Consider the following 19,154-nt stretch of genomic DNA (forward strand, 5'->3'; position numbering starts at 1 on the left):
CCATGATCAGGCAGGCAGTCCTTGCTGTCGCGATATCCATGACGTCAATGCTCCTGTCCGGCCCGTTAGCGGCCGGGCAGGAAGCAATCCCTTCCGGCTACAGGGTAAAACCTTCCGACGTAGCGATCCCTGCGGATGCGAAGCTTGGCGAATATCAACGGACCACCCGTCCGTTCGAGAACTGGACGCTGATCTGCGACGAGAACCTGAAGGCGCGCCAAAAGGTCTGCAATGTCACCCAGATCATCGAGGACCAGGCAGGACAGGTTGCGTTCAGCTGGTCGCTTGCCGCCACCAAGGAAGGCAACCCCTACATGATCTTGCGCGCCCCGCCGATCGCCAAGAGCGACGCTCCTGTCTCGCTGACATTCGAGGGGCGCAAGGAGCCGATAAAAATTCAACTCGACGGATGCAATCAGGCCGTCTGCGTCGGCATGCTGCCGGTTGGTCCGATCATGCGCGAACAGATTTCGAAGGCCGCGGCATCCGTCATCTCCTTCCCGACCACGGATGGCAGGACGATCAACGTAACCGCGACCCTCAAGGGCTTGGCCGCGGCCGTTGCGGCGATCAATTGACGAGGCAATCGCGATGAACCAGCAATCGATCCATGACCGGATAATGTCCCGCAACCAGGGAAAGGATGCTGTCCGGGTCGGCATCGAAGACCGGAGCAGACCGCAACGAAACCGCGCGAGGACCGCTGTCTTCTCGTTGCTCGCCATTGCCGTCGTCGCCACGGCCGGCTTCGCGGCCATGCGCTACGACCTGCTCCACAATTTACTGCCGCAGCCGGCGGTCGCGGAGACCAACCAGCCCAATCCGGCCCTGGCCAAGACGCCATTTCTGCAACACGCCAAAGAGGCAGGCTTGCAGTCTTGTTCCAACATTTTCCCAGCCCTTGGGCAGATGCTGACGACCGGCACGACGTACAGCGTCCAGTCGATCTGGAACAACGAGGCCCCCGACAAACACCTCGTGGAAGCCTTGGTCGGCATGAACTACGCTACACAGGGCTACAGCGGCCCGGCGGCAGGTCTGGTGTTCGCGGCACCCACCGCATCCGTTTGCGAAGGTACGATGGTCAGGGTGGCGCCATTCGCGGCCAATTGCGCCGATGTTCCGGCCCTGCTTCCGAAAGACAGCAAGCTCGCCAACAATCTTGGACAAATCAGCGTCTATGAACTGGCCAATGGAGGGGGCAACGCGATGCTGCTGCCAACCGGCAACAGCTGCGTCGTCATTTCCGTGGCCTCGGCAGCAGGTAAACACGGAGGCGTACAATGAGGGTGAATTCCGCCATTGCGGCGATCGGCATGCTGTTGCTTTGCGCCGGGCGGCTGGGCGCGGCGGACCTAGCCCCGGCGGCGGACGTGCCCGAGCCGCCGGCCCAGGAGGAGAGAGGCATCTGGGCGGCGATCGCCTATTCGAGCCCCGACGAGAAGCACGGCTTCTTTTGGGGCGCCGACAAGCGGCAGGAGGCGATGGACATCGCGCTGAAGCATTGCCAGAACGCCGGCGGCGGCAGCTGCGCCGTGGTCAGCGTATTCCGCAATCATCGCCATTGGGACGATGACGACAATACCGGCTTTCCCTACAAGCATTGCGGCGCCCTCGCCGTAGGCGAGAAGCCGGAAGGGCGGCTGACCAGTTGGGGCGCCGAGACGGCGCAAACACGCCGGGATGCCGAAGACCTGACACTGCAGGCGTGCGAGCGGAACGGACAAAAATGCAAGATCCGCGAGTGGGTGTGCACATGACGCATCAGAGCGAAGCAGCGGAACGCCAATCGAGGCGCATGTTTGCACTCAGCGTAGCGCCGTGCTCAAGCGGGGTCAGCCCTTTGCCGTGATGCGCATCGACGGTATGCGACACCGGCTCGAAGCAGAAGAAATCGGCATCCTGCGACGGCGAATAGAGGATGAAGACGTCGAGCAATGGCGAGGCGGTGAGCGAGATGGCGATCCTGTCCTCGGGCCGGGTGATCCTGGCGCGGCGGTCCCAGCCGTCGAAGGCGTTGTTGACCCAGCTTCGCGGCAACAGGGAGGCGTTCGAGAAATTCCACGCGGGGTAATCGGCCACCGGCGCCACGCCGACCGGCAGATGATGCTTGTCCTCCAGCCAGACCCGCGCCGCCTTCGCCTCGAGCGTCGTTCCGGCGCTGCGCGGGAACCACGGATGAAAGCCGAGCCCGTAAGGCAGGCGAATGCCGGTGCGATTCTCCACCGTGAGCGTGGCATCCAAGGCCCCGTCATGCAGCGCATAGGCGACCCGCGCCGTATATCGGTAGGGGCCGATTTCACCGGCGTCGAGGACCAGTTCTGCCTCGGTGGCGCTGTGGCTGGCAATCCGCCACTCCCTCTGGAAGCCGTCGCCATGGATTGGAAAGGCCTCCCCCGGCACGTTCGGCTCGATCGCATGGAAGCGGCCGTCGAAGGCGAAACCGCCGCCTGAGATGCGGTTCGACCAGGGAACCAGAAGCTGGCAGCCGGAGGCGCCGGTGCCATCGTCGGGGCGGAGCAGCGGCACCGTTGCGCCGCAGACCAGTGCATCGAAGCGGGCGATCGCCGCGCCCTTTTGCGGCGCCAGGACCAGACGGGCGCGGTCGTCGCGCAGTTCCAGGAGGCCGGCCATCCCTTACCAACCGCCGTCGATGGCGATGTTCTGGCCGCTGATCATGTCCGAGGTGGGCTGGCCGACACTTTTACCGCCCCCTGGACAGGCTGCCCAGAATCCCGCGCACGATCGCGCGGCCGACCGACGAGCCGACCGAGCGCACGACAGCTTTGATCGCGGCTTCGGCCACCGTCTGGCGGTTGGACGGCCGTGGTGCAGGGGCCCGGCGACCGCCTGATTGCTGCGGCGGCGGATCGTCATTGCCGAAGCCCGGAATGGTCCAGCGCGAGCGGCCAGTGTCGGCCTGCTGCGCCTGCTCGTCCTGCGCATCCCTGGCTTTCTTCTGCAGCATCTCGAAGGCCGATTCGCGGTCGATGGTCTGGTCGTACTGGCCGGCGACCGGGCTCTGGTCGATCAGCTTGCGGCGCTCGTCCGCCGTGATCGGGCCAAGCCTGGACGACGGCGGCCGGATCAATGTCCGCTGCACCATGGACGGCACGCCCTTGACCTCCAGCGTCGAGACCAGCGCCTCGCCGGTGCCGAGCTGGGTGATGGCGGTGGCGCAGTCGAAATCGGGATTGGGCCGGAAGGTGTCGGCGGCGGTCTTGACCGCCTGCTGCTCACGCGGCGTATAGGCGCGCAGCGCGTGCTGCACACGGTTGCCGAGCTGGGCGAGAACCTTTTCAGGGATATCCAAGGGGTTCTGCGTAACGAAATAGACGCCGACGCCCTTGGAGCGGATCAAGCGAACCACCTGCTCAACGCGGTCGATCAGCACCTTCGGCGCCTCGTCGAAAAGCAGATGCGCCTCGTCGAAGAAGAACACCAGCTTCGGCCTGTCGGGATCGCCGACCTCGGGCAATTCCTCGAACAGCTCCGACATCAGCCAGAGCAGGAAGGTGGCGTAGAGCCTGGGGTTCATCATCAATCTGTCGGCGGCAAGCACGCTGATGGCGCCACGACCGTCGCGAGTGGTGCGCATGATGTCGGCGATGCGCAAAGCCGGTTCGCCGAAGAAATGCGCCGCGCCCTGCTGTTCCAGCACCAGAAGCGTGCGCTGGATTGCGCCGACCGACGGCTTGGTGACATTGCCGTAGCGCGAGCTGATCTCGTCGGCGCGCGCTGCGATGTTGGCCAGCAGTGCTTGCAGATCCTTCATGTCGAGCAGCAGCAGGCCATCCTCATCGGCGATGCGGAAGGCGATGTTCATGATGCCTTCCTGCGCTTCGGAGAGGTTCATCAGCCGCGACAGAAGCAGCGGCCCCATTTCCGAGACGGTGGCGCGGATCGGATGGCCCTGCTCGCCGAACAGGTCCCAGAAGATGACCGGGAATTCCTGGAAGTCGTAAGGGTCGAGCTTGACCTGCTCGGCCCGCTTGACCAGGAAATCCTGCGCCTTGCCCATCATGGCAATGCCGGACAGGTCGCCCTTGATATCGGCGCAGAACACAGGCACGCCGGCATTGGAAAACCCCTCGGCCAGGATCTGCAGGCTGACTGTCTTGCCGGTGCCGGTGGCGCCGGTGATCAGGCCATGGCGGTTCCCATATTGCAGCAAGAGCTGTTCGGCGCGCTGATAGCTGTCGTCGGGCTTGCGGCTGGCGCCGAGGAAAATGCTGGTGTCGTCAGCCATATGACCATGTCTCCGCAAACTGATGTGTTAAAAGCCTGTGGCCGTGCCGCAGGGTATAGTCAGGCCATTGCGCAGCGACAATGCTATTCTCCAATTGGGCTATCCATCCAGTTGGCTATTCATCCAGATTGGGCCAATCGTCTAAATTGAACCAATCCTCCAAATCGGTTTTTGGAACTTGCGGATTTTGCCGCTGTTTGGCAATCGTTCCATGGTTCGTCCACGCAGGCTGCCCTATGTCAGGGAAGCGAATCCCAACCGCGCAAGCGCATTGCATTGCGATATCTGGCAGGGAACCGTAGACTGGACGGCTGACGCTGGTGCGGCCGCATAAAAACGAGGAACATGGATGGGCGCCGGAGCCTTGACCAGGAGCATCGAACCCGCTGACGTCGAGCGCCAGCGTTGGCTGGCCTTGGCCGAAAAGGCGCTCGCCGGCGCCTCCTTCGAGGAAAAACTGGTCTCGCATACCGACGATCAGATTCGCATCGAACCGCTCTACGATCGCGCCGCCGGCGCCGAGCCGCTTGTGCGCGCCAACCCCAAATTGCCCTGGATCGTCAGCCAGCGCATTGACGATCCCGATATCGGCCGCGCCAAGGCGCAGGCCCTGGACGATGTGGCACAAGGCGCGACGGGATTGTCGCTTGTCTTCGAGGGTGCTCCGAATGCGTTCGGCTATGGCCTGCCAAGGACGGCGCAGGCGCTGGAAACGGTGCTGGATGGCGTACCGCTCAACCGCACGCAGATCCGCATCGACGCCCATCCCTGGAGCCGTGCCGTCGCCGACTGGCTGGTGGCGTTCCTGAGCAAGCGCCGCTCCGACCCGGCAAAGCTGAACCTCTCCTTCGGCATCGACCCGGCGGCAATCTTTGCCGGAACCGGCCGGCTGCGCATGTCGATCGAGGCGTTGCAGGCATCGATGCCGCAATCGCTGGCGCATTTCTTCTCGCTGGGCGTGCCGGGTGTGCTGCTGGAGGCCGACGGGCGGGTGTTCCACAATGCCGGCGCCACGGAAGCGCAGGAACTCGGCACCATGCTCGCTTCCGCCGTGTCATACCTCAGGATGTTCGAGGATGCGCGCCAGCCGCTTGTCTATGCCGCTCCCCATATCGGCTTTGCGCTGAGCGTCGACCAGGACCAGTTCCTGTCGATGGCCAAGGTCCGGGCCTTGCGCAGGCTGTGGGCGCGCATCCAGGAAACCTGTTCCATCCCGGCATCGACAGCCAACATCCATGCCGAGACGTCGTTCCGCATGATGACGGCGGCGGATCCCGAAACCAACATCCTGCGCACCACCATCGCCAGCTTTGCAGCGGCAGCAGGCGGCGCGGACTCGATCTCCATCCTGCCACACACCATCGCCCTCGGGCTGCCGGCCGGCTTTGCCCGCCGCATCGCCCGCAATGCGCAGTTGATCATGGCCAATGAAAGCCATATCGACCATGTCGCCGACCCAGCATTTGGGTCGGGCGCAGTCGAGGCGCTGACCCTGGGCCTGTGCGAAGCGGCGTGGGAAGAGTTCCAGCGGATCGAAGCGGAAGGCGGCGTTCTGGCAAGCCTGCAGCAAGGGCATATCCAGAAGCGCGTCAAGGCAGCATCCGAGCGCCGCGCCGAGGCCTACCGGTCGGGTGAACGGGCAATCATCGGCACCACGCTTTACCCGCTGAAAAACGATGCCCCGGTCGAGACGCTGGCGGCTGAGCGGCGGCCGCCTTTCACAGAGGGCGTGGCGGTGTGCGAGGCGCTGTTTCCGGTCCGCATCGACCAGGCAATCGGAGCCGCACAGTGATCCCGGATTTCAGCCACATTGGCTGGTCGGCGCCACGGCGCGCGCCGGTCGAGGTCAAGGGCCAGCGGCTGACGCCGGAAGGTATTGCCGTCAAGCATCTCTACAGCCAGGGCGATCTCAAGGGGCTGCCGCATCTCGACACCTATCCGGGAATGCCGCCCTTCATGCGCGGTCCCTACCCGACCATGTATGTCCAGCAGCCGTGGACGATCCGGCAATATGCCGGCTTCTCGACGGCCGAGGAATCCAACGCCTTCTACCGGCGCAATCTCGCCGCCGGCCAAAAGGGCCTTTCGGTCGCTTTCGATCTGCCCACCCATCGCGGCTATGACAGCGACCATCCGCGCGTTGCCGGCGATGTCGGCATGGCGGGCGTGGCCATCGATTCCATCCTCGACATGCGGCAATTGTTCGACGGCATTCCGCTGGGCGAGATGACGGTGTCGATGACCATGAACGGCGCGGTGCTGCCGATCATGGCGCTCTATATCGTCGCGGCCGAAGAACAGGGCGTTGCTCAGAAGGATCTCGCCGGCACCATTCAGAACGACATTCTGAAGGAGTTCATGGTCCGCAACACCTACATCTATCCGCCGAAGCCCTCGATGCGGATCGTGTCTGACATCTTCTCCTATACCTCCCAGCACATGCCGAAGTTCAATTCGATCTCGATCTCCGGCTATCACATGCAGGAGGCCGGCGCGACCGCGGACCTGGAGCTCGCCTACACCATCGCCGACGGCATCGAATATGCCCGCGCCGGCGTCGCCGCCGGGCTCGACATCGACCGTTTCGCCCCGCGGCTTTCCTTCTTCTGGGCGATCGGCATGAACTTCTTCATGGAGATCGCCAAGCTCCGCGCGGCGCGCCTGTTGTGGGCGACCCTGATGCAGAAGAATTTTGCACCGAACGACGAACGCTCGCTGTCGCTGCGCACCCATTGCCAGACCTCCGGCTGGTCGCTGACGGCGCAGGACCCCTACAACAACATCACCCGCACCATGATCGAGGCGATGGCGGCGACGCAGGGACATACCCAGTCGCTGCACACCAACTCCTTCGACGAGGCGATGGCGCTGCCGACCGACCACTCGGCGCGCATCGCCCGCAACACGCAGTTGATCCTGCAGAAGGAATCCGGCACCACCTGCATCATCGATCCGTGGGGCGGCTCGGCCTATATCGAACGGCTGACGCACGATCTGGCGGCGCGTGCGCTCGCCCATATCGAAGAGGTCGAGGCGCTTGGCGGCATGGCGGCAGCAACCGAACAGGGCATTCCAAAACTTCGCATCGAGGAAGCGGCGGCGCGCACGCAGGCGCGTATCGATTCCGGCGAGCAGATACTGGTTGGCGTAAACGCGCATCGCCCCGAGAACGAAATCGACGTCGACGTGCTGAAGATCGACAATGCCGAGGTCAAGGCCCGGCAATTGTCGAAGCTGCAGAACCTGAAAGGCACGCGCAATGTCGGCGCGGTCGAGAGCGCGCTCGATGCGCTGACCCGCGCTGCGCAGGGTAACGAAAACCTGCTGGAATTTGCCATCCGCGCCGCGCGCGCCAATGCCACGGTCGGCGAGATCTCGCTGGCGCTCGAAAAGGTCTTTGGCCGTCACGTCGCCTCGGTGCAAACGATCTCCGGCGTTTATCGCAATGCGCTTGGCGACAATCTGACGGTCGACCGATTGCTGGAGAAGCTCGAAGCTTTCGAGAAGAAGTCCGGCGGCAAGCCGCGCATCCTGGTCGCAAAGATGGGACAGGACGGCCACGACCGTGGCCAGAAGGTGATCGCCACGGCCTTCGCCGATCTCGGCTTCGACGTGACGGTCGGCGCGATGTTCCAGACACCCGACGAGATCGCCAGGCTGGCGGTGGCGCAGGACGTCCATGTCATCGGCGCCTCATCGCTGGCGGCGGGGCACCTGACGCTGATCCCCGAACTACGCGACGCGCTGAAGAAGCTCGGCCGCAGCGACATGCTGATCGTCGCCGGCGGCGTCATCCCGCCGCAGGATTACGGCGCAGTGCTGGAAGCGGGTGCCGCGGAAATCTTCCCGCCAGGGACGGTTATCCCGGAGGCTGCGGATCGGTTGCTGGACCGGCTGCTGGCGGGCTGATTGAAACAGTTGCACTGCTTATCAAAGTTGCGTTGCAATATCGGGCGCAACCTATGGTATAGCTATGAACACCATCATTCACGGACTTGAGGACGGATCGGGCGTTGTAATCCTGCCGCGGGAAACGCTCGACAGCTTGGGCCTGCAGGTGGGCGATGAACTCCAGATCATCGAAACCGACGACGGCATCATCCTAAGGCCGGTGCCGTGTGACGACGTCGAACGGCAAATACGTGCTGCTCGCGATGTCATGGACAAGTATGAGCCCGCGTTGCGAAAGCTGGCTGTGCAAATAGGGTGAGCTGGCGTCAGGCGTCCGACAGCTTGACAATTTCCCATTCCTTGCCGTTGACGCTTGCGACGTCGCCGACCTTCTTGCCGAACAGCGCCACGGCCATTGGCGAGACGTGTGAGATGCTGCCCTTTGAGGGGTCGGCCTCGTCCTCGCCGACGATCTTCCAGTGCACTTTCTTGCCGTCATCGCTTTCCAGCGTGACACCCATGCCGAAGCGCACCTGGTCGCTGCCCGGTTCCGGCACGGAAAGCTCGGCGCTTTCGCGGCGCGCTGTCCAGTAGCGCAGGTCGCGCGAGACGACGGCAATGCGCTCGCGATCGGCTTTTCGCTCGGCTTTCGCCAAAATGTCGCGCAGATCGGCCAGATTGTCCTCGATCATCGCCAGGCCGCGCTCCGTCACCAGATTGCGGTGTTGGCTGATCGGCCGCTCGCCGATGCCGGCAATGGCGTTTTCGCTGTCTTCCTCGCGGGTGAAAGCCCTGCTCATCGGATAAACTTAGGCCCGCTTCGGCGACTGTACAAGCCACTTGGCGGACCCGGTCATTGGTCGGACTATCGCCGAGCGGAGACCTATGCGGCTGGCCCAATTCCTGCGAAGAACCATTTCATCGCAGGGATCTGTGCCGATGTTGAACAGACGAACGCTTCTCAAGGGGACTGTCGGCTTTGCGGTGCTCGGCGTTTCGCTGGACAACGCCTTGGCGAAGACGGCAGCGCTTGGCTCGATCAATGCCGCCGAGCTTGGCGTGGAGCCGGACGCACCGGACGACCAGAGCAAGGCCTTCGCCACGATGCTAGCCGAGGCAAGCCAGCGCAATGCGCCGGTGTTCCTGCCGCCGGGCACCTATGTCGTGTCCAACCTGACCCTGCCCGCCCGCGTCAGGCTTTCGGGCGTGCCGGGCGCCTCGCGCATCCTCTATGGCGGCAATGGCCATTTGCTGACGGCCGAACAGGCCGAGCATATAGAGTTCACCGCATTGGTCTTCGACGGCGCCAACGGCGGGTTGGCCGACGATGCGCAAGGCCTGCTCGACCTGCGCCGCGTCGCCCATCTCGTCATTGACAATTGCACGATCACCGGCAGCGGCAAGCATGGGCTGGCGCTGGAGCATGCGTCGGGCCGCATCGAGCGGTCCGAGATTTCGGGGGCTGCGGACGCCGGCATCTACTCCGTCGAGGCCGCTGGCCTGGCGATATCCGACAACACCGTATCCGACTGTGGCAATGGCGGCATTCTTGTGCATCGCTGGCAGCAGGCCGAGGACGGCACGATCGTCAGCGGCAACCGCGTGCAGCGGATCGGCGCGCGCGGCGGCGGCACCGGGCAGAACGGCAATGGCATCAACGCCTTCCGTGCCGGCAATGTCTCGGTCACCGGCAACATCGTCTCGGACTGCGCCTTCTCGGCGATCCGCGCCAACAGTTCCAGCAATCTGCAGATGACCGGCAACACCTGCTCGCGGTCGGGCGAAACCGCGCTCTATTCCGAATTCTCCTTCGAAGGCGCCATCATCGGCAACAACATCGTCGATGGTGCCGCTAACGGCATCTCGATCGTCAATTTCAACGACGGCGGCCGTATGGGTGTCTGCTCAAACAACATCATGCGCAACCTCTCGACCACCGGCCCCTACCCCGCCGACGCGCCGGGCTTCGGCGTCGGTATCAGCGTCGAGGCCGACACCACCGTCTCGGGCAATGTCATCGAGAACGCGCCGCTCTACGGCATGCAGATCGGCTGGGGCGCTTATATGCGCAATGTTGTGGCGACGGGAAACATCATCCGTCAGGCCGGAACCGGCATCGCCGTCACTGTGGTAGAAGGCGCTGGAAACGCCATCATTTCCGACAACGTCATCGACGGCGCCAAGAACGGCGCCATCATCGGCCAGCGCTGGGCCGAACCGGCGACCGGCGACCTCGCGCGGTCGAGCGATAGCGGCTATGCGCACCTGACGGTCGAGCGAAACAGGGTCAGCTGAGCGTCGTCGTCGGCCGCAGCGAGCCGACCTTGGCGCCAATGCGGCTTTCGATCGGAGGATTGGCCCGCTCCAGAAGGTTCGCCGCCAGTGCGCCGTCGGCGCTGAGAAGTTTTGCCAGTACAGTGGCAATCATCACCTCGGCGGCGCGGCCGGCGCCGTCATCGCATTTTAGCGCGATGCCGAGGCCAAGCTCCGGAACGGCAGCGCAATAGACACCCTCGGCGCCCGTCTTGACGAATATGCGGCCGGGCGCGGCCTGCATCAGCGCCACATCCACTTTGCCGGTGCCGGCGACCAGGAAAGGCTCGGCCATACAGGCAGACAGCAGGCGTTTGGCCGCCTTGGCGCGCTCAGGGCCAAAGCTCCTGCCCGTCGCCATGCGGGCAAAGCCAAGGGCAAAACTTTTCAGCGGCACGGCATAGGTGGGAATCGAGCAGCCATCGGTTGCCCGGTGATCCGCATCGTGGGCAGCGCCGGTCACCGCCTGCATGGCGTCGCGCACCATCTCCTGCAAACCATGGCCTGCCTTGACGTAGCCTTGGTGGGCAATCCCTGAGTGCACGCAGGTGCAGAGAAATCCGGAATGCTTGCCCGAGCAATTGTTGTGCAGTGCGTTCGGCGAGACGCCTGTGCGGGCCAGTGCGATCGTCGCGTCGTGGCTCGACGGCCAATGCGCGCCGCATTCCAGCGCCGACTTGTCGAGCCCGGCCTTGGCCAGCATCGCCTGCGCCAGTTCGACATGCGCGGGTTCGCCCGAATGCGAAGCGCAGGCCAGCGCCAGTTCGCGGTCGCCCAAGCCGTACGCATCGGCAGCACCCGTTTCAACCAGCGGCAGCGCCTGGATCACCTTGACCGCCGAGCGCGGAAACACCGGCCGCGCCGTATCGCCGATCTCCAGGACAGGCTTGCCGTCACCGTCGAAGATTGCGACAGCGCCGCGATGGGCGCTCTCGACGATCGCGCCGCGCAAGACCTCGACCAGAACCGGATTTGTCATCACCACGCCCCAAAAATACGGGCCGCTTCTACCTGATCCGGTCGAGGATTGAAACGTAGTTGGCAACGGCAGCGCCACCCATGTTGAAGATGCCGCCGAGCGTTGCCCCCGGCACCTGGATGCCGCCTGCCTCGCCGGTCAACTGCATGGCGGTCAGCACATGCATCGACACACCGGTGGCGCCGATCGGATGGCCCTTGGCCTTCAGCCCGCCCGAAGGATTGACCGGCAGCCTGCCGTCCTTTGCCGTCGTGCCGTCTAGCGCCAGCCTGGCGCCCTCGCCCGGCTTGGCCAGGCCCATCGCCTCATATTCGATCAGTTCGGCAATGGTGAAGCAGTCATGCGTCTCGACGAAGGAGAGGTCGTCGAGCGTCACGCCGGCCTTCTTCAAAGCCTGGTTCCAGGCCTGCTCGCAGCCTTCGAAAGACAGGATGTCGCGCTTCGACATCGGCAGGAAATCCTGGACATGCTCGTTGGCGCGGAAGGCGACGGCGCGGCGCATCATCAACGCCGTCGAGGTGTCGGTCAGCACAAGGGCGGCAGCACCGTCGGAGACCAGCGAACAGTCCGTGCGCTTCAGCGGACCGGCCACGAACGGGTTTTTCTCGCTTTCCTGGCGGCAGAACTCGTAGCCGAAATCCTTGCGCATCTGCGCATACGGATTGTTGACGCCGTTCTTGTGGTTCTTGGCGGCGATCATCGCCAGCGCGTCGGACTGGTCGCCATAACGCTGGAAATAGGCCTGCGCGATCTTGCCGAAGACGCCAGCGAAACCGGCCGGCGTGTCGCCCTCCTCCGGCAGATAGGAAGCCTTGAGCAGGTTCTTGCCGATCTCGGGGCCGGGGGTCGTCGTCATCTGCTCGGCACCGACCACCAGCACGATGCGGGCGGCATTGGCGTCGATGGCGCGGATCCCTTGGCGGACCGCTGCCGAACCCGTGGCGCAGGCGTTCTCGACCCGCGTCGCCGGCTTGAAGCGCAGCCGGTCATCGGCCTGCAGCACCAGGCTGGCGGTAAAATCCTGAGGGGAGAAGCCGGCGTTGAAATGGCCGAGCACAATCTCGTCGACCTCGTCCGGACCGATGCCGGCATGGTCGAGCGCGTCGACCGCGACCTTGGTGATCAGGCCTTCCAGCGTCTCGCCTTCCAGCTTGCCGAAGCGCGAATGCGCCCATCCGACGATGCATGCGGTCATGGCAACCTCCGTTTGCCGCAAGCCTAACATGTCATAGCGCGGCATCAGCCTCTAATATTGTTCAACAGTGAACTGTTTTCCAGTCCAAAGGATGGGCCAGAGCGACATGATCGATTGATCCGAGCGCGAGTTTTTTATTGATTGATCCGTCAATAAAAAATAATCTCGGTTTTAATCTGGATCTCCCCAATGCCGAAAGTCGGAATGGAACCGTTGCGCCGCAAGGCGCTCATCGACGCGACGATCTCGGCGATCGGCGAGCGCGGCTCGCTTGATGTGACCATGTCGGAGATCGCCGGACGGGCGGGCGTGTCGTCGGCCCTTGCCCACCACTATTTCGGCGCCAAGGACGAGCTCCTTCTGGCGACGATGCGGCACATACTGGCCGAGCTGACCATCGACATGCGGCGCGCCCTGCAATCCGCCGGCTCGCCGCGCGAACGCGTTTCGGCGGTGGTCGCCGTCAACTTCTCCGACATCCAGTTCCGGCCGGAAACCATCGCGGCCTGGCTCGCCTTTTATGTCGAGGCACAGAAATCATCGGCCCTGCGCCGGCTGCTCAGGGTCTATGCGCGGCGGCTGCATTCCAACCTGATGAGCGGGCTGATCGGCATACTGCCGCGCAACGAAGCCGACCGCGCGGCGGAAGCGGTCGCGGCGATGATCGACGGGCTGTACATCAGGCGCGCGCTGAAGGACGGCGTGCCGGATGCTCAAACCGCGATCGCGCTGGTCGAAGATTATCTCGAAATCAAACTCGGCGGGCGACAGACACAGTGACAGCCTCAGTGATATCAAGGCGACCCAACATCCTGATCGTCATGGTCGATCAGCTCAACGGCACGCTGTTTGCGGACGGGCCGGCGGACTTCCTGCATGTGCCGCATCTCAAGGCGCTGGCCGCACGCTCGGCGCGCTTCGGCAACAACTACACGGCCTCGCCGCTTTGCGCGCCGGGCCGCGCCGCTTTCATGAGCGGGCAATTGCCGTCGCGCACCCAGGTCTATGACAACGCCGCCGAGTTCGCTTCCTCGATCCCGACCTATGCGCATCATCTGCGCAGCGCCGGCTACTACACCTGCCTGTCGGGCAAGATGCATTTCGTCGGGCCGGACCAGTTGCACGGTTTCGAGGAGCGGCTGACCACCGACATCTATCCCGCCGATTTCGGCTGGACGCCGGATTACCGCAAGCCCGGCGAGCGCATCGACTGGTGGTATCACAATCTGGGCTCGGTCACCGGCGCCGGCGTTGCCGAGATCACCAACCAGATGGAGTATGACGACGAGGTCGCCTTCCACGCGGTGCAAAAACTCTACGATCTTGCCCGCACCTCCGAGGACGAGGCCAGCCGGCCCTGGTGCCTGACGGTTTCCTTCACCCACCCGCACGACCCCTATGTCGCACGGCGGCAATATTGGGAATTCTATAAAGACTGTCCGGCGCTTGAGCCGGAGGTGGGATTCATCCCCTATGCCCATCAGGACCCGCATTCGCAACGGCTTTACCGGGCCAGCGACTACGACAGTTTCAACATCACGCCGGAGCAGATCCGCCGCTCGCGGCGCGGCTACTACGCCAACATCTCCTATCTCGACGACAAGGTCGGCGAGTTGATGTCAGTGCTGGAGCGAACGCGCATGCTGGACGACACCATCATCCTGTTCTGCTCCGACCATGGCGACATGCTTGGCGAGCGCGGCCTGTGGTTCAAGATGAATTTTTTCGAGGGCTCGGCGCGAGTACCTTTGATGATCGCCGGCAAAGGCATTCCTGCAGGGCTGATCGAGGCGCCGGTCTCCAACCTCGACGTGACGCCGACGCTGTGCGATCTCGCCGGCATCGACATCTCCGCGATCGCACCGTGGACCGATGGCCAGTCGCTGCTGCCGTTGCTTGATGGCGGACAGCGCACCGCGCCGGTGCTGATGGAATATGCCGCCGAGGGCTCCAACGCGCCGTTGGTGGCGATCCGCGATGGCCGCTACAAATTCATCCATTGCGAGATCGACCCGCCGCTTCTGTTCGACCTCGAAGCCGATCCGCAAGAACGCACCAATCGTGCCACCGATCCGGCGCATGCCGATCTGGTGGCGGCCTTCACGGGAGCCGTGCGAGCGCGCTGGGACATGGCGGCATTCGATGCCGCGGTGCGCGTCAGCCAGGCGCGGCGCTGGGTGGTTTATCCCGCGCTGCGCAACGGCACGCATTACCCCTGGGAATTCCAGCCACTGCAGAAGGCGTCGGAACGCTACATGCGCAACCACATGAACCTCGACAATCTCGAGGAACAGAAACGCTTTCCGCGAGGCGAATGATGACAATTGTCCCCTCCCTCGAGCACCTCAGACAGGCCTATGCCGTGACGTCGAAGGCGACGCAGATCACGCCTTTGCTGGAATCGACAGCCTTGGCCAACGAGACGGGTGCGGCCCGCGTCTTTATCAAGCCGGAATCGCTGCAATGGGCGGGATCGTTCAAGGTGCGCGGGGCCTATTGGCGGTTGAAGCGGCTGTCGCCGGATGAGGCCAGAAAAGGCGTCGTCGCCTACTCCTCCGGCAATTTCGCGCAAGGGTTGGCGGCTGCCGGCCAGGCGCTCGGCATTCCCGTCACCATCGTCATGCCGATCGACGCGCCGGCCGCCAAGCGCGATGCGACCGCAGGCTATGGCGCGCGCGTCGTGCTGACAGATCATGGCGAGCGCGCCCGTGAAGAGGTCGCAGCCGCCAAGGCCTGCGAGATTGCCGAGACCGAAGGGCTGGCGTTGCTGCATCCATTCGACGATCCGGAGATCGTTGCCGGCCAGGCCGGCGCCGGGCTCGAAGCGCTCGAACAATTCGAGGCAAAGGACGCCAGTGCCGACCTTCTGTTCTGCTCGGTCGGCGGCGGCGGACTGATCGGCGGCATGTCGCTCGCCTTCCACTATCTGTCGCCGGCAACCGAGATCATCGGCGTCGAGCCGGAAGGCTTCAACGGCATGGGTTCATCGCTAGCGCATGGCGCCGTCGAGACCATGCCGATCGCGCCGAAGTCGATCTGCGACGGGCTGATGTCGCGGCGGCCGGGCGACGCGCCGTTTGCGGCGGTCAAGACCGCCGGCGTGCGCGGCATCACCGTCGATGATGCCTCCGTGCGGCGGGCAATGAAGATCGCCTTCGAACGGATGAAGCTGGTGCTCGAGCCATCGGGCGCCGCCTCTCTGGCGGCGCTCCTCGGCGGCAAGGTGGATGTGACGGGTAAAACGGTCCTGGTCATGGCTACCGGCGGCAATGTCTCGCTCGCCGATTTTATTTCGCATATGAACGATGGGCGCATGTGAACCATGCTTGAAGCAGACTTCGTCATCATCGGCTCCGGCTCGGCCGGCTCGGCCATGGCCTACCGACTGTCGGAAGACGGCAAGCATTCGGTGATCGTCATCGAGTTCGGCGGTACCGATATCGGGCCGCTGATCCAGATGCCGTCGGCGCTGTCGATCCCGCTCAACATGAGCCTTTACGACTGGGGCTTTGCCAGCGAACCGGAGCCGCATCTCGGCGGCCGCGTGCTGGCGACGCCACGCGGCAAGGTGATCGGCGGCTCGTCCTCGATCAACGGCATGGTCTATGTCAGGGGCCACGCACGCGACTTCGACCACTGGGCCGAACAGGGGGCGGCCGGCTGGGGCTTCGCCGACGTGCTGCCCTATTTCAAGCGCATGGAGGACAGTGACGGCGGCGAGGACGGCTGGCGCGGCCACGGCGGCCCGCTGCACGTCCAGCGTGGCCCGCGCAAGAATCCGCTCTACGGCGCCTTTGTCGAGGCCGGCCGCCAAGCCGGGTTCGAACTGACCGACGACTACAATGGCTCGAAGCAGGAAGGCTTCGGACCGATGGAGCAAACCATTCGCGGCGGCCGCCGCTGGTCGGCGGCGTCAGCCTATCTGAAGCCGGCGCTCAAGCGGCAAAATGTCAGCGTGATCAGAGGCTTCGCCCGCCGGGTGATCATCGAGAATCAGCGTGCCGTCGGCGTCGAGATCGAAGCTCACAAACAGATTCAGGTCGTTAAGGCACGACGTGAGGTGATCGTTGCCGCATCATCGATCAATTCGCCCAAGATCCTGATGCTGTCCGGTATCGGCCCGGCCGCGCATCTCAAGGAGAACGGCATCCAGGTCGTGGCCGACCGGCCCGGTGTCGGCCGCAATCTGCAGGATCATATGGAGCTCTACATCCAGCAGGAATCGACCCAGCCGATCACGCTGAATTCGGTTCTCAACCCATTCTCCAAGGCGCTGATCGGGGCGCAGTGGCTGTTCTTCAAGACCGGCCTCGGCGCCACCAACCATTTCGAGGCCGCGGCCTTCGTGCGCTCGCAGGCCGGCGTCGACTACCCCGACATCCAGTATCACTTCATCCCGGCTGCGGTGCGCTATGACGGCAAGGCGGCGGCGAAGGCCCATGGCTTCCAGGCCCATGTCGGGCCGATGCGGTCGAAGTCGCGCGGCTCGGTGACGCTGCGCTCTCCCGACCCGAAAGCGACGCCGGTCATCCGCTTCAATTACATGTCGCATCCAGACGACTGGACCGAGTTCCGCCACTGCATCAGGCTGACTCGCGAGATCTTCGGCCAGAAGGCTTTTGACGGCTTCCGCGGCAAGGAAATCTCGCCAGGTTCGCATGTCCAGTCGGACGAGGATCTCGACGCCTTCATCCGCGATCATGCCGAGAGCGCCTATCACCCGTGCGGCACCTGCAAGATGGGTCGGGCCGATGACATCACGAGCGTCGTCGATCCGGAGTGCCGCGTCATCGGCGTCGACGGCCTGCGCGTCGCCGACTCCTCGATCTTTCCGCGCGTCACCAATGGCAATCTCAACGCGCCCTCGATCATGACCGGCGAAAAGGCCTCCGACCACATTCTCGGCCGCACGCCGCTGGCGCCCTCCAACCAGGAACCCTGGATCAATCCGCGCTGGCAGGTGGCGGATCGATAGGGCATTGTCCGGCGAAGACCATTGGAGAATTCATATGCGCGCCCAGCCAACGGCATCGCACTATGTCAACGGCCGCTACATCGAGGACGAAGGCGGCGCGCCGCTGCCGGTGATCTATCCGGCGACCGGTGAGGTCATCGCCACTTTGCATTCGGCGACTCCGAACGTGCTGGAGCTCGCCATCGAAGCCGCGCGGGCCGCACAACCGGCCTGGGCGCGGATGAAGCCGGTCGAGCGTGGCCGCATCCTGCGCCGCGCCGCCGACATTTTGCGCGCGCGCAACGCCGATCTGGCGCGGATCGAGACGCTCGACACCGGCAAAGCGATCCAGGAGACGCTGGTGGCGGATGCACTATCGGCAGCCGACTGCCTCGAATATTTCGGCGGCGCGGTTGCCGCCTTCAACGGCGATGCGATCGATCTTGGTGGACCTTTTGCCTATACGCGCCGCGAGGCGCTCGGTGTGTGCGTCGGCATCGGCGCCTGGAACTATCCGATCCAGATCGCCGGCTGGAAATCCGCCCCCGCGCTCGCCATGGGCAACGCCATGGTGTTCAAGCCCTCGGAGAACACGCCGCTGTCGGCGCTGGCGCTGGCCGAGATCTACTCAGAGGCGGGCCTGCCCGACGGGCTGTTCAACGTCGTGCAAGGCTATGGCGATGTCGGCGCCGGCCTGGTCGGCCATGATGTCGTTGCCAAGGTTTCGGTGACCGGCTCGGTGCCGACCGGCCGCAAGGTGCTGTCGCTCGCCGGCTCGAAGATGAAGCATGCGACGATGGAACTCGGCGGCAAGTCGCCGCTGATCGTGTTCGACGATGCCGATCTCGAAAACGCCATCGGCGGCGCCATGCTCGGCAATTTCTATTCGACCGGGCAGATCTGCTCCAACGGCACGCGTGTTTTCGTACAAAGCGGCATCCATGACCGCTTCGTCGACCGGCTTGTCGAGCGGACGAAAAAGATCCGCATCGGCGATCCGCTCGATCCTGAGACGCAGATGGGGCCGCTGGTCAACAAGGCGCAGCAGGAGAAGGTCGTTTCCTACATCGCGGCCGGCAGGCAGGATGGAGCAACGCTCGCCTGCGGTGGCAACGTGCCGTCGCTGCAAGGGTTCGATGGCGGCTTCTTTGTCGAGCCGACGGTGTTCACCGGTGTCACCGACACAATGCGCATTGCGCGCGAGGAGATTTTCGGGCCGGTGATGAGCGTGCTGAAGTTCGACGGCGAGGACGAGGTGATCGACCGCGCCAACGACACCGAATTCGGCCTCGCCGCCGGCGTCTTCACCCGCGACCTGCAGCGCGCTCATAGGGTGATCGCCGAACTGCAGGCCGGCACCTGCTGGATAAACGCCTACAATCTGACGCCGGTGGAAATTCCGTTTGGCGGGGTGAAGCAATCCGGCATTGGGCGCGAGAACTCGCTGGCGGCTTTAGCGCTCTATTCGCAGCTGAAGGCGGTGTATGTCGAGACCGGGGATGTAGCGAGCCCGTATTGAGGGTTGAAAGCGAAGTGACAGCTGATCTCCCCCCTTGCGGGGGAGATGGCCGGC

General features: G+C 64.0%; 17 protein-coding genes. 12 read left to right on the top strand and 5 right to left on the bottom strand.

What is annotated here, in order from left to right; translation table 11 throughout:
• The first annotated feature begins 2 nt into the window (after positions 1-2).
• Genes NLY33_RS26960 through NLY33_RS26970 form a run of 3 tightly spaced genes read left to right on the top strand, consistent with a single transcriptional unit; the run spans position 3 to position 1,760 of the window.
• Positions 3-578 (top strand): invasion associated locus B family protein, encoded by a 576-nt coding sequence (locus tag NLY33_RS26960; RefSeq protein WP_023670757.1) that lies wholly within the window; start codon positions 3-5, stop codon positions 576-578.
• A 13-nt stretch (positions 579-591) separates the two neighbouring features.
• Positions 592-1,287 carry a hypothetical protein gene (locus tag NLY33_RS26965; protein WP_023705453.1) on the top strand — a complete coding sequence of 232 codons (696 nt, stop codon included), beginning with the start codon at positions 592-594 and terminating at the stop codon, positions 1,285-1,287.
• Positions 1,284-1,760: a DUF4189 domain-containing protein gene (locus tag NLY33_RS26970; protein WP_023687219.1), complete on the top strand. Its 477-nt coding sequence runs from the start codon at positions 1,284-1,286 to the stop codon at positions 1,758-1,760. Before NLY33_RS26965 ends, NLY33_RS26970 begins: the two co-directional genes overlap by 4 nt.
• A 4-nt stretch (positions 1,761-1,764) precedes the next feature.
• On the opposite strand, the gene NLY33_RS26975 is transcribed toward NLY33_RS26970, so the two are convergent.
• Both NLY33_RS26975 and NLY33_RS26980 read right to left on the bottom strand, forming a co-directional pair.
• Complete coding sequence (locus NLY33_RS26975; protein WP_023705454.1) at positions 1,765-2,634, bottom strand: aldose 1-epimerase; 870 nt, start codon at positions 2,632-2,634, stop codon at positions 1,765-1,767.
• Positions 2,635-2,704: 70 nt separating this feature from the next.
• Positions 2,705-4,249, bottom strand: coding sequence for a helicase HerA-like C-terminal domain-containing protein (locus NLY33_RS26980; protein WP_023705455.1), 1,545 nt, complete (start codon positions 4,247-4,249; stop codon positions 2,705-2,707).
• Positions 4,250-4,598: 349 nt separating this feature from the next.
• Between NLY33_RS26980 and NLY33_RS26985 the strand changes: the two genes are divergently transcribed.
• From NLY33_RS26985 to NLY33_RS26995, 3 genes are all read left to right on the top strand, one after another.
• Entirely contained in the window at positions 4,599-6,041 is a 1,443-nt protein-coding gene (locus NLY33_RS26985; protein ID WP_023684564.1) for a methylmalonyl-CoA mutase subunit beta, read from the top strand.
• The gene (gene scpA, locus NLY33_RS26990; protein WP_023705456.1) at positions 6,038-8,158 is read left to right on the top strand and encodes a methylmalonyl-CoA mutase; all 2,121 of its coding nucleotides are present in this window, start codon (positions 6,038-6,040) and stop codon (positions 8,156-8,158) included. The genes NLY33_RS26985 and scpA overlap by 4 nt, the downstream gene beginning before the upstream one ends.
• Positions 8,159-8,222: 64 nt before the next feature.
• Positions 8,223-8,459: an AbrB/MazE/SpoVT family DNA-binding domain-containing protein gene (locus NLY33_RS26995; RefSeq protein WP_023705457.1), complete on the top strand. Its 237-nt coding sequence runs from the start codon at positions 8,223-8,225 to the stop codon at positions 8,457-8,459.
• 7 nt (positions 8,460-8,466) lie between these two features.
• Here NLY33_RS26995 and greA read toward each other — a convergent pair whose 3' ends face one another.
• Positions 8,467-8,940 carry a transcription elongation factor GreA gene (greA, locus tag NLY33_RS27000; protein ID WP_023670749.1) on the bottom strand — a complete coding sequence of 158 codons (474 nt, stop codon included), beginning with the start codon at positions 8,938-8,940 and terminating at the stop codon, positions 8,467-8,469.
• 139 nt (positions 8,941-9,079) lie between these two features.
• Between greA and NLY33_RS27005 the strand changes: the two genes are divergently transcribed.
• Complete coding sequence (locus NLY33_RS27005; RefSeq protein ID WP_023698160.1) at positions 9,080-10,435, top strand: TIGR03808 family TAT-translocated repetitive protein; 1,356 nt, start codon at positions 9,080-9,082, stop codon at positions 10,433-10,435.
• On the opposite strand, the gene NLY33_RS27010 is transcribed toward NLY33_RS27005, so the two are convergent.
• Both NLY33_RS27010 and NLY33_RS27015 read right to left on the bottom strand, forming a co-directional pair.
• Positions 10,428-11,432 carry an asparaginase gene (locus NLY33_RS27010; RefSeq protein ID WP_023705458.1) on the bottom strand — a complete coding sequence of 335 codons (1,005 nt, stop codon included), beginning with the start codon at positions 11,430-11,432 and terminating at the stop codon, positions 10,428-10,430. The two genes, NLY33_RS27005 and NLY33_RS27010, sit on opposite strands and share 8 nt — an antisense overlap.
• Before the next feature lie 28 nt (positions 11,433-11,460).
• Positions 11,461-12,627 (bottom strand): acetyl-CoA acetyltransferase, encoded by a 1,167-nt coding sequence (locus NLY33_RS27015; protein ID WP_023684567.1) that lies wholly within the window; start codon positions 12,625-12,627, stop codon positions 11,461-11,463.
• 189 nt (positions 12,628-12,816) lie between these two features.
• Here NLY33_RS27015 and betI point away from each other — a divergent pair, with 189 nt between their 5' ends.
• Genes betI through betB form a run of 5 tightly spaced genes read left to right on the top strand, consistent with a single transcriptional unit; the run spans position 12,817 to position 19,100 of the window.
• A complete protein-coding gene (gene betI, locus NLY33_RS27020) occupies positions 12,817-13,407 on the top strand; it encodes a choline-binding transcriptional repressor BetI (RefSeq protein ID WP_023670745.1) in 591 nt (196 codons plus the stop codon).
• An 8-nt stretch (positions 13,408-13,415) separates the two neighbouring features.
• On the top strand, positions 13,416-14,945 hold the full coding sequence (betC, locus tag NLY33_RS27025; RefSeq protein WP_023705459.1) for a choline-sulfatase: 1,530 nt from the start codon (positions 13,416-13,418) through the stop codon (positions 14,943-14,945).
• Positions 14,942-15,946, top strand: coding sequence for a threonine/serine dehydratase family protein (locus tag NLY33_RS27030; RefSeq protein WP_023705460.1), 1,005 nt, complete (start codon positions 14,942-14,944; stop codon positions 15,944-15,946). The genes betC and NLY33_RS27030 overlap by 4 nt, the downstream gene beginning before the upstream one ends.
• A gap of 3 nt (positions 15,947-15,949) precedes the next feature.
• Positions 15,950-17,602, top strand: a complete 1,653-nt coding sequence (betA, locus tag NLY33_RS27035; protein WP_023684570.1) for a choline dehydrogenase — start codon at positions 15,950-15,952, stop codon at positions 17,600-17,602.
• 34 nt (positions 17,603-17,636) lie between these two features.
• Positions 17,637-19,100 carry a betaine-aldehyde dehydrogenase gene (gene betB / locus NLY33_RS27040; RefSeq protein ID WP_023670741.1) on the top strand — a complete coding sequence of 488 codons (1,464 nt, stop codon included), beginning with the start codon at positions 17,637-17,639 and terminating at the stop codon, positions 19,098-19,100.
• Positions 19,101-19,154: the final 54 nt, after the last annotated feature.

Origin of the sequence: Mesorhizobium sp. C432A, assembly GCF_030323145.1 — a bacterium.
In the GTDB taxonomy this organism is placed as follows: domain Bacteria; phylum Pseudomonadota; class Alphaproteobacteria; order Rhizobiales; family Rhizobiaceae; genus Mesorhizobium.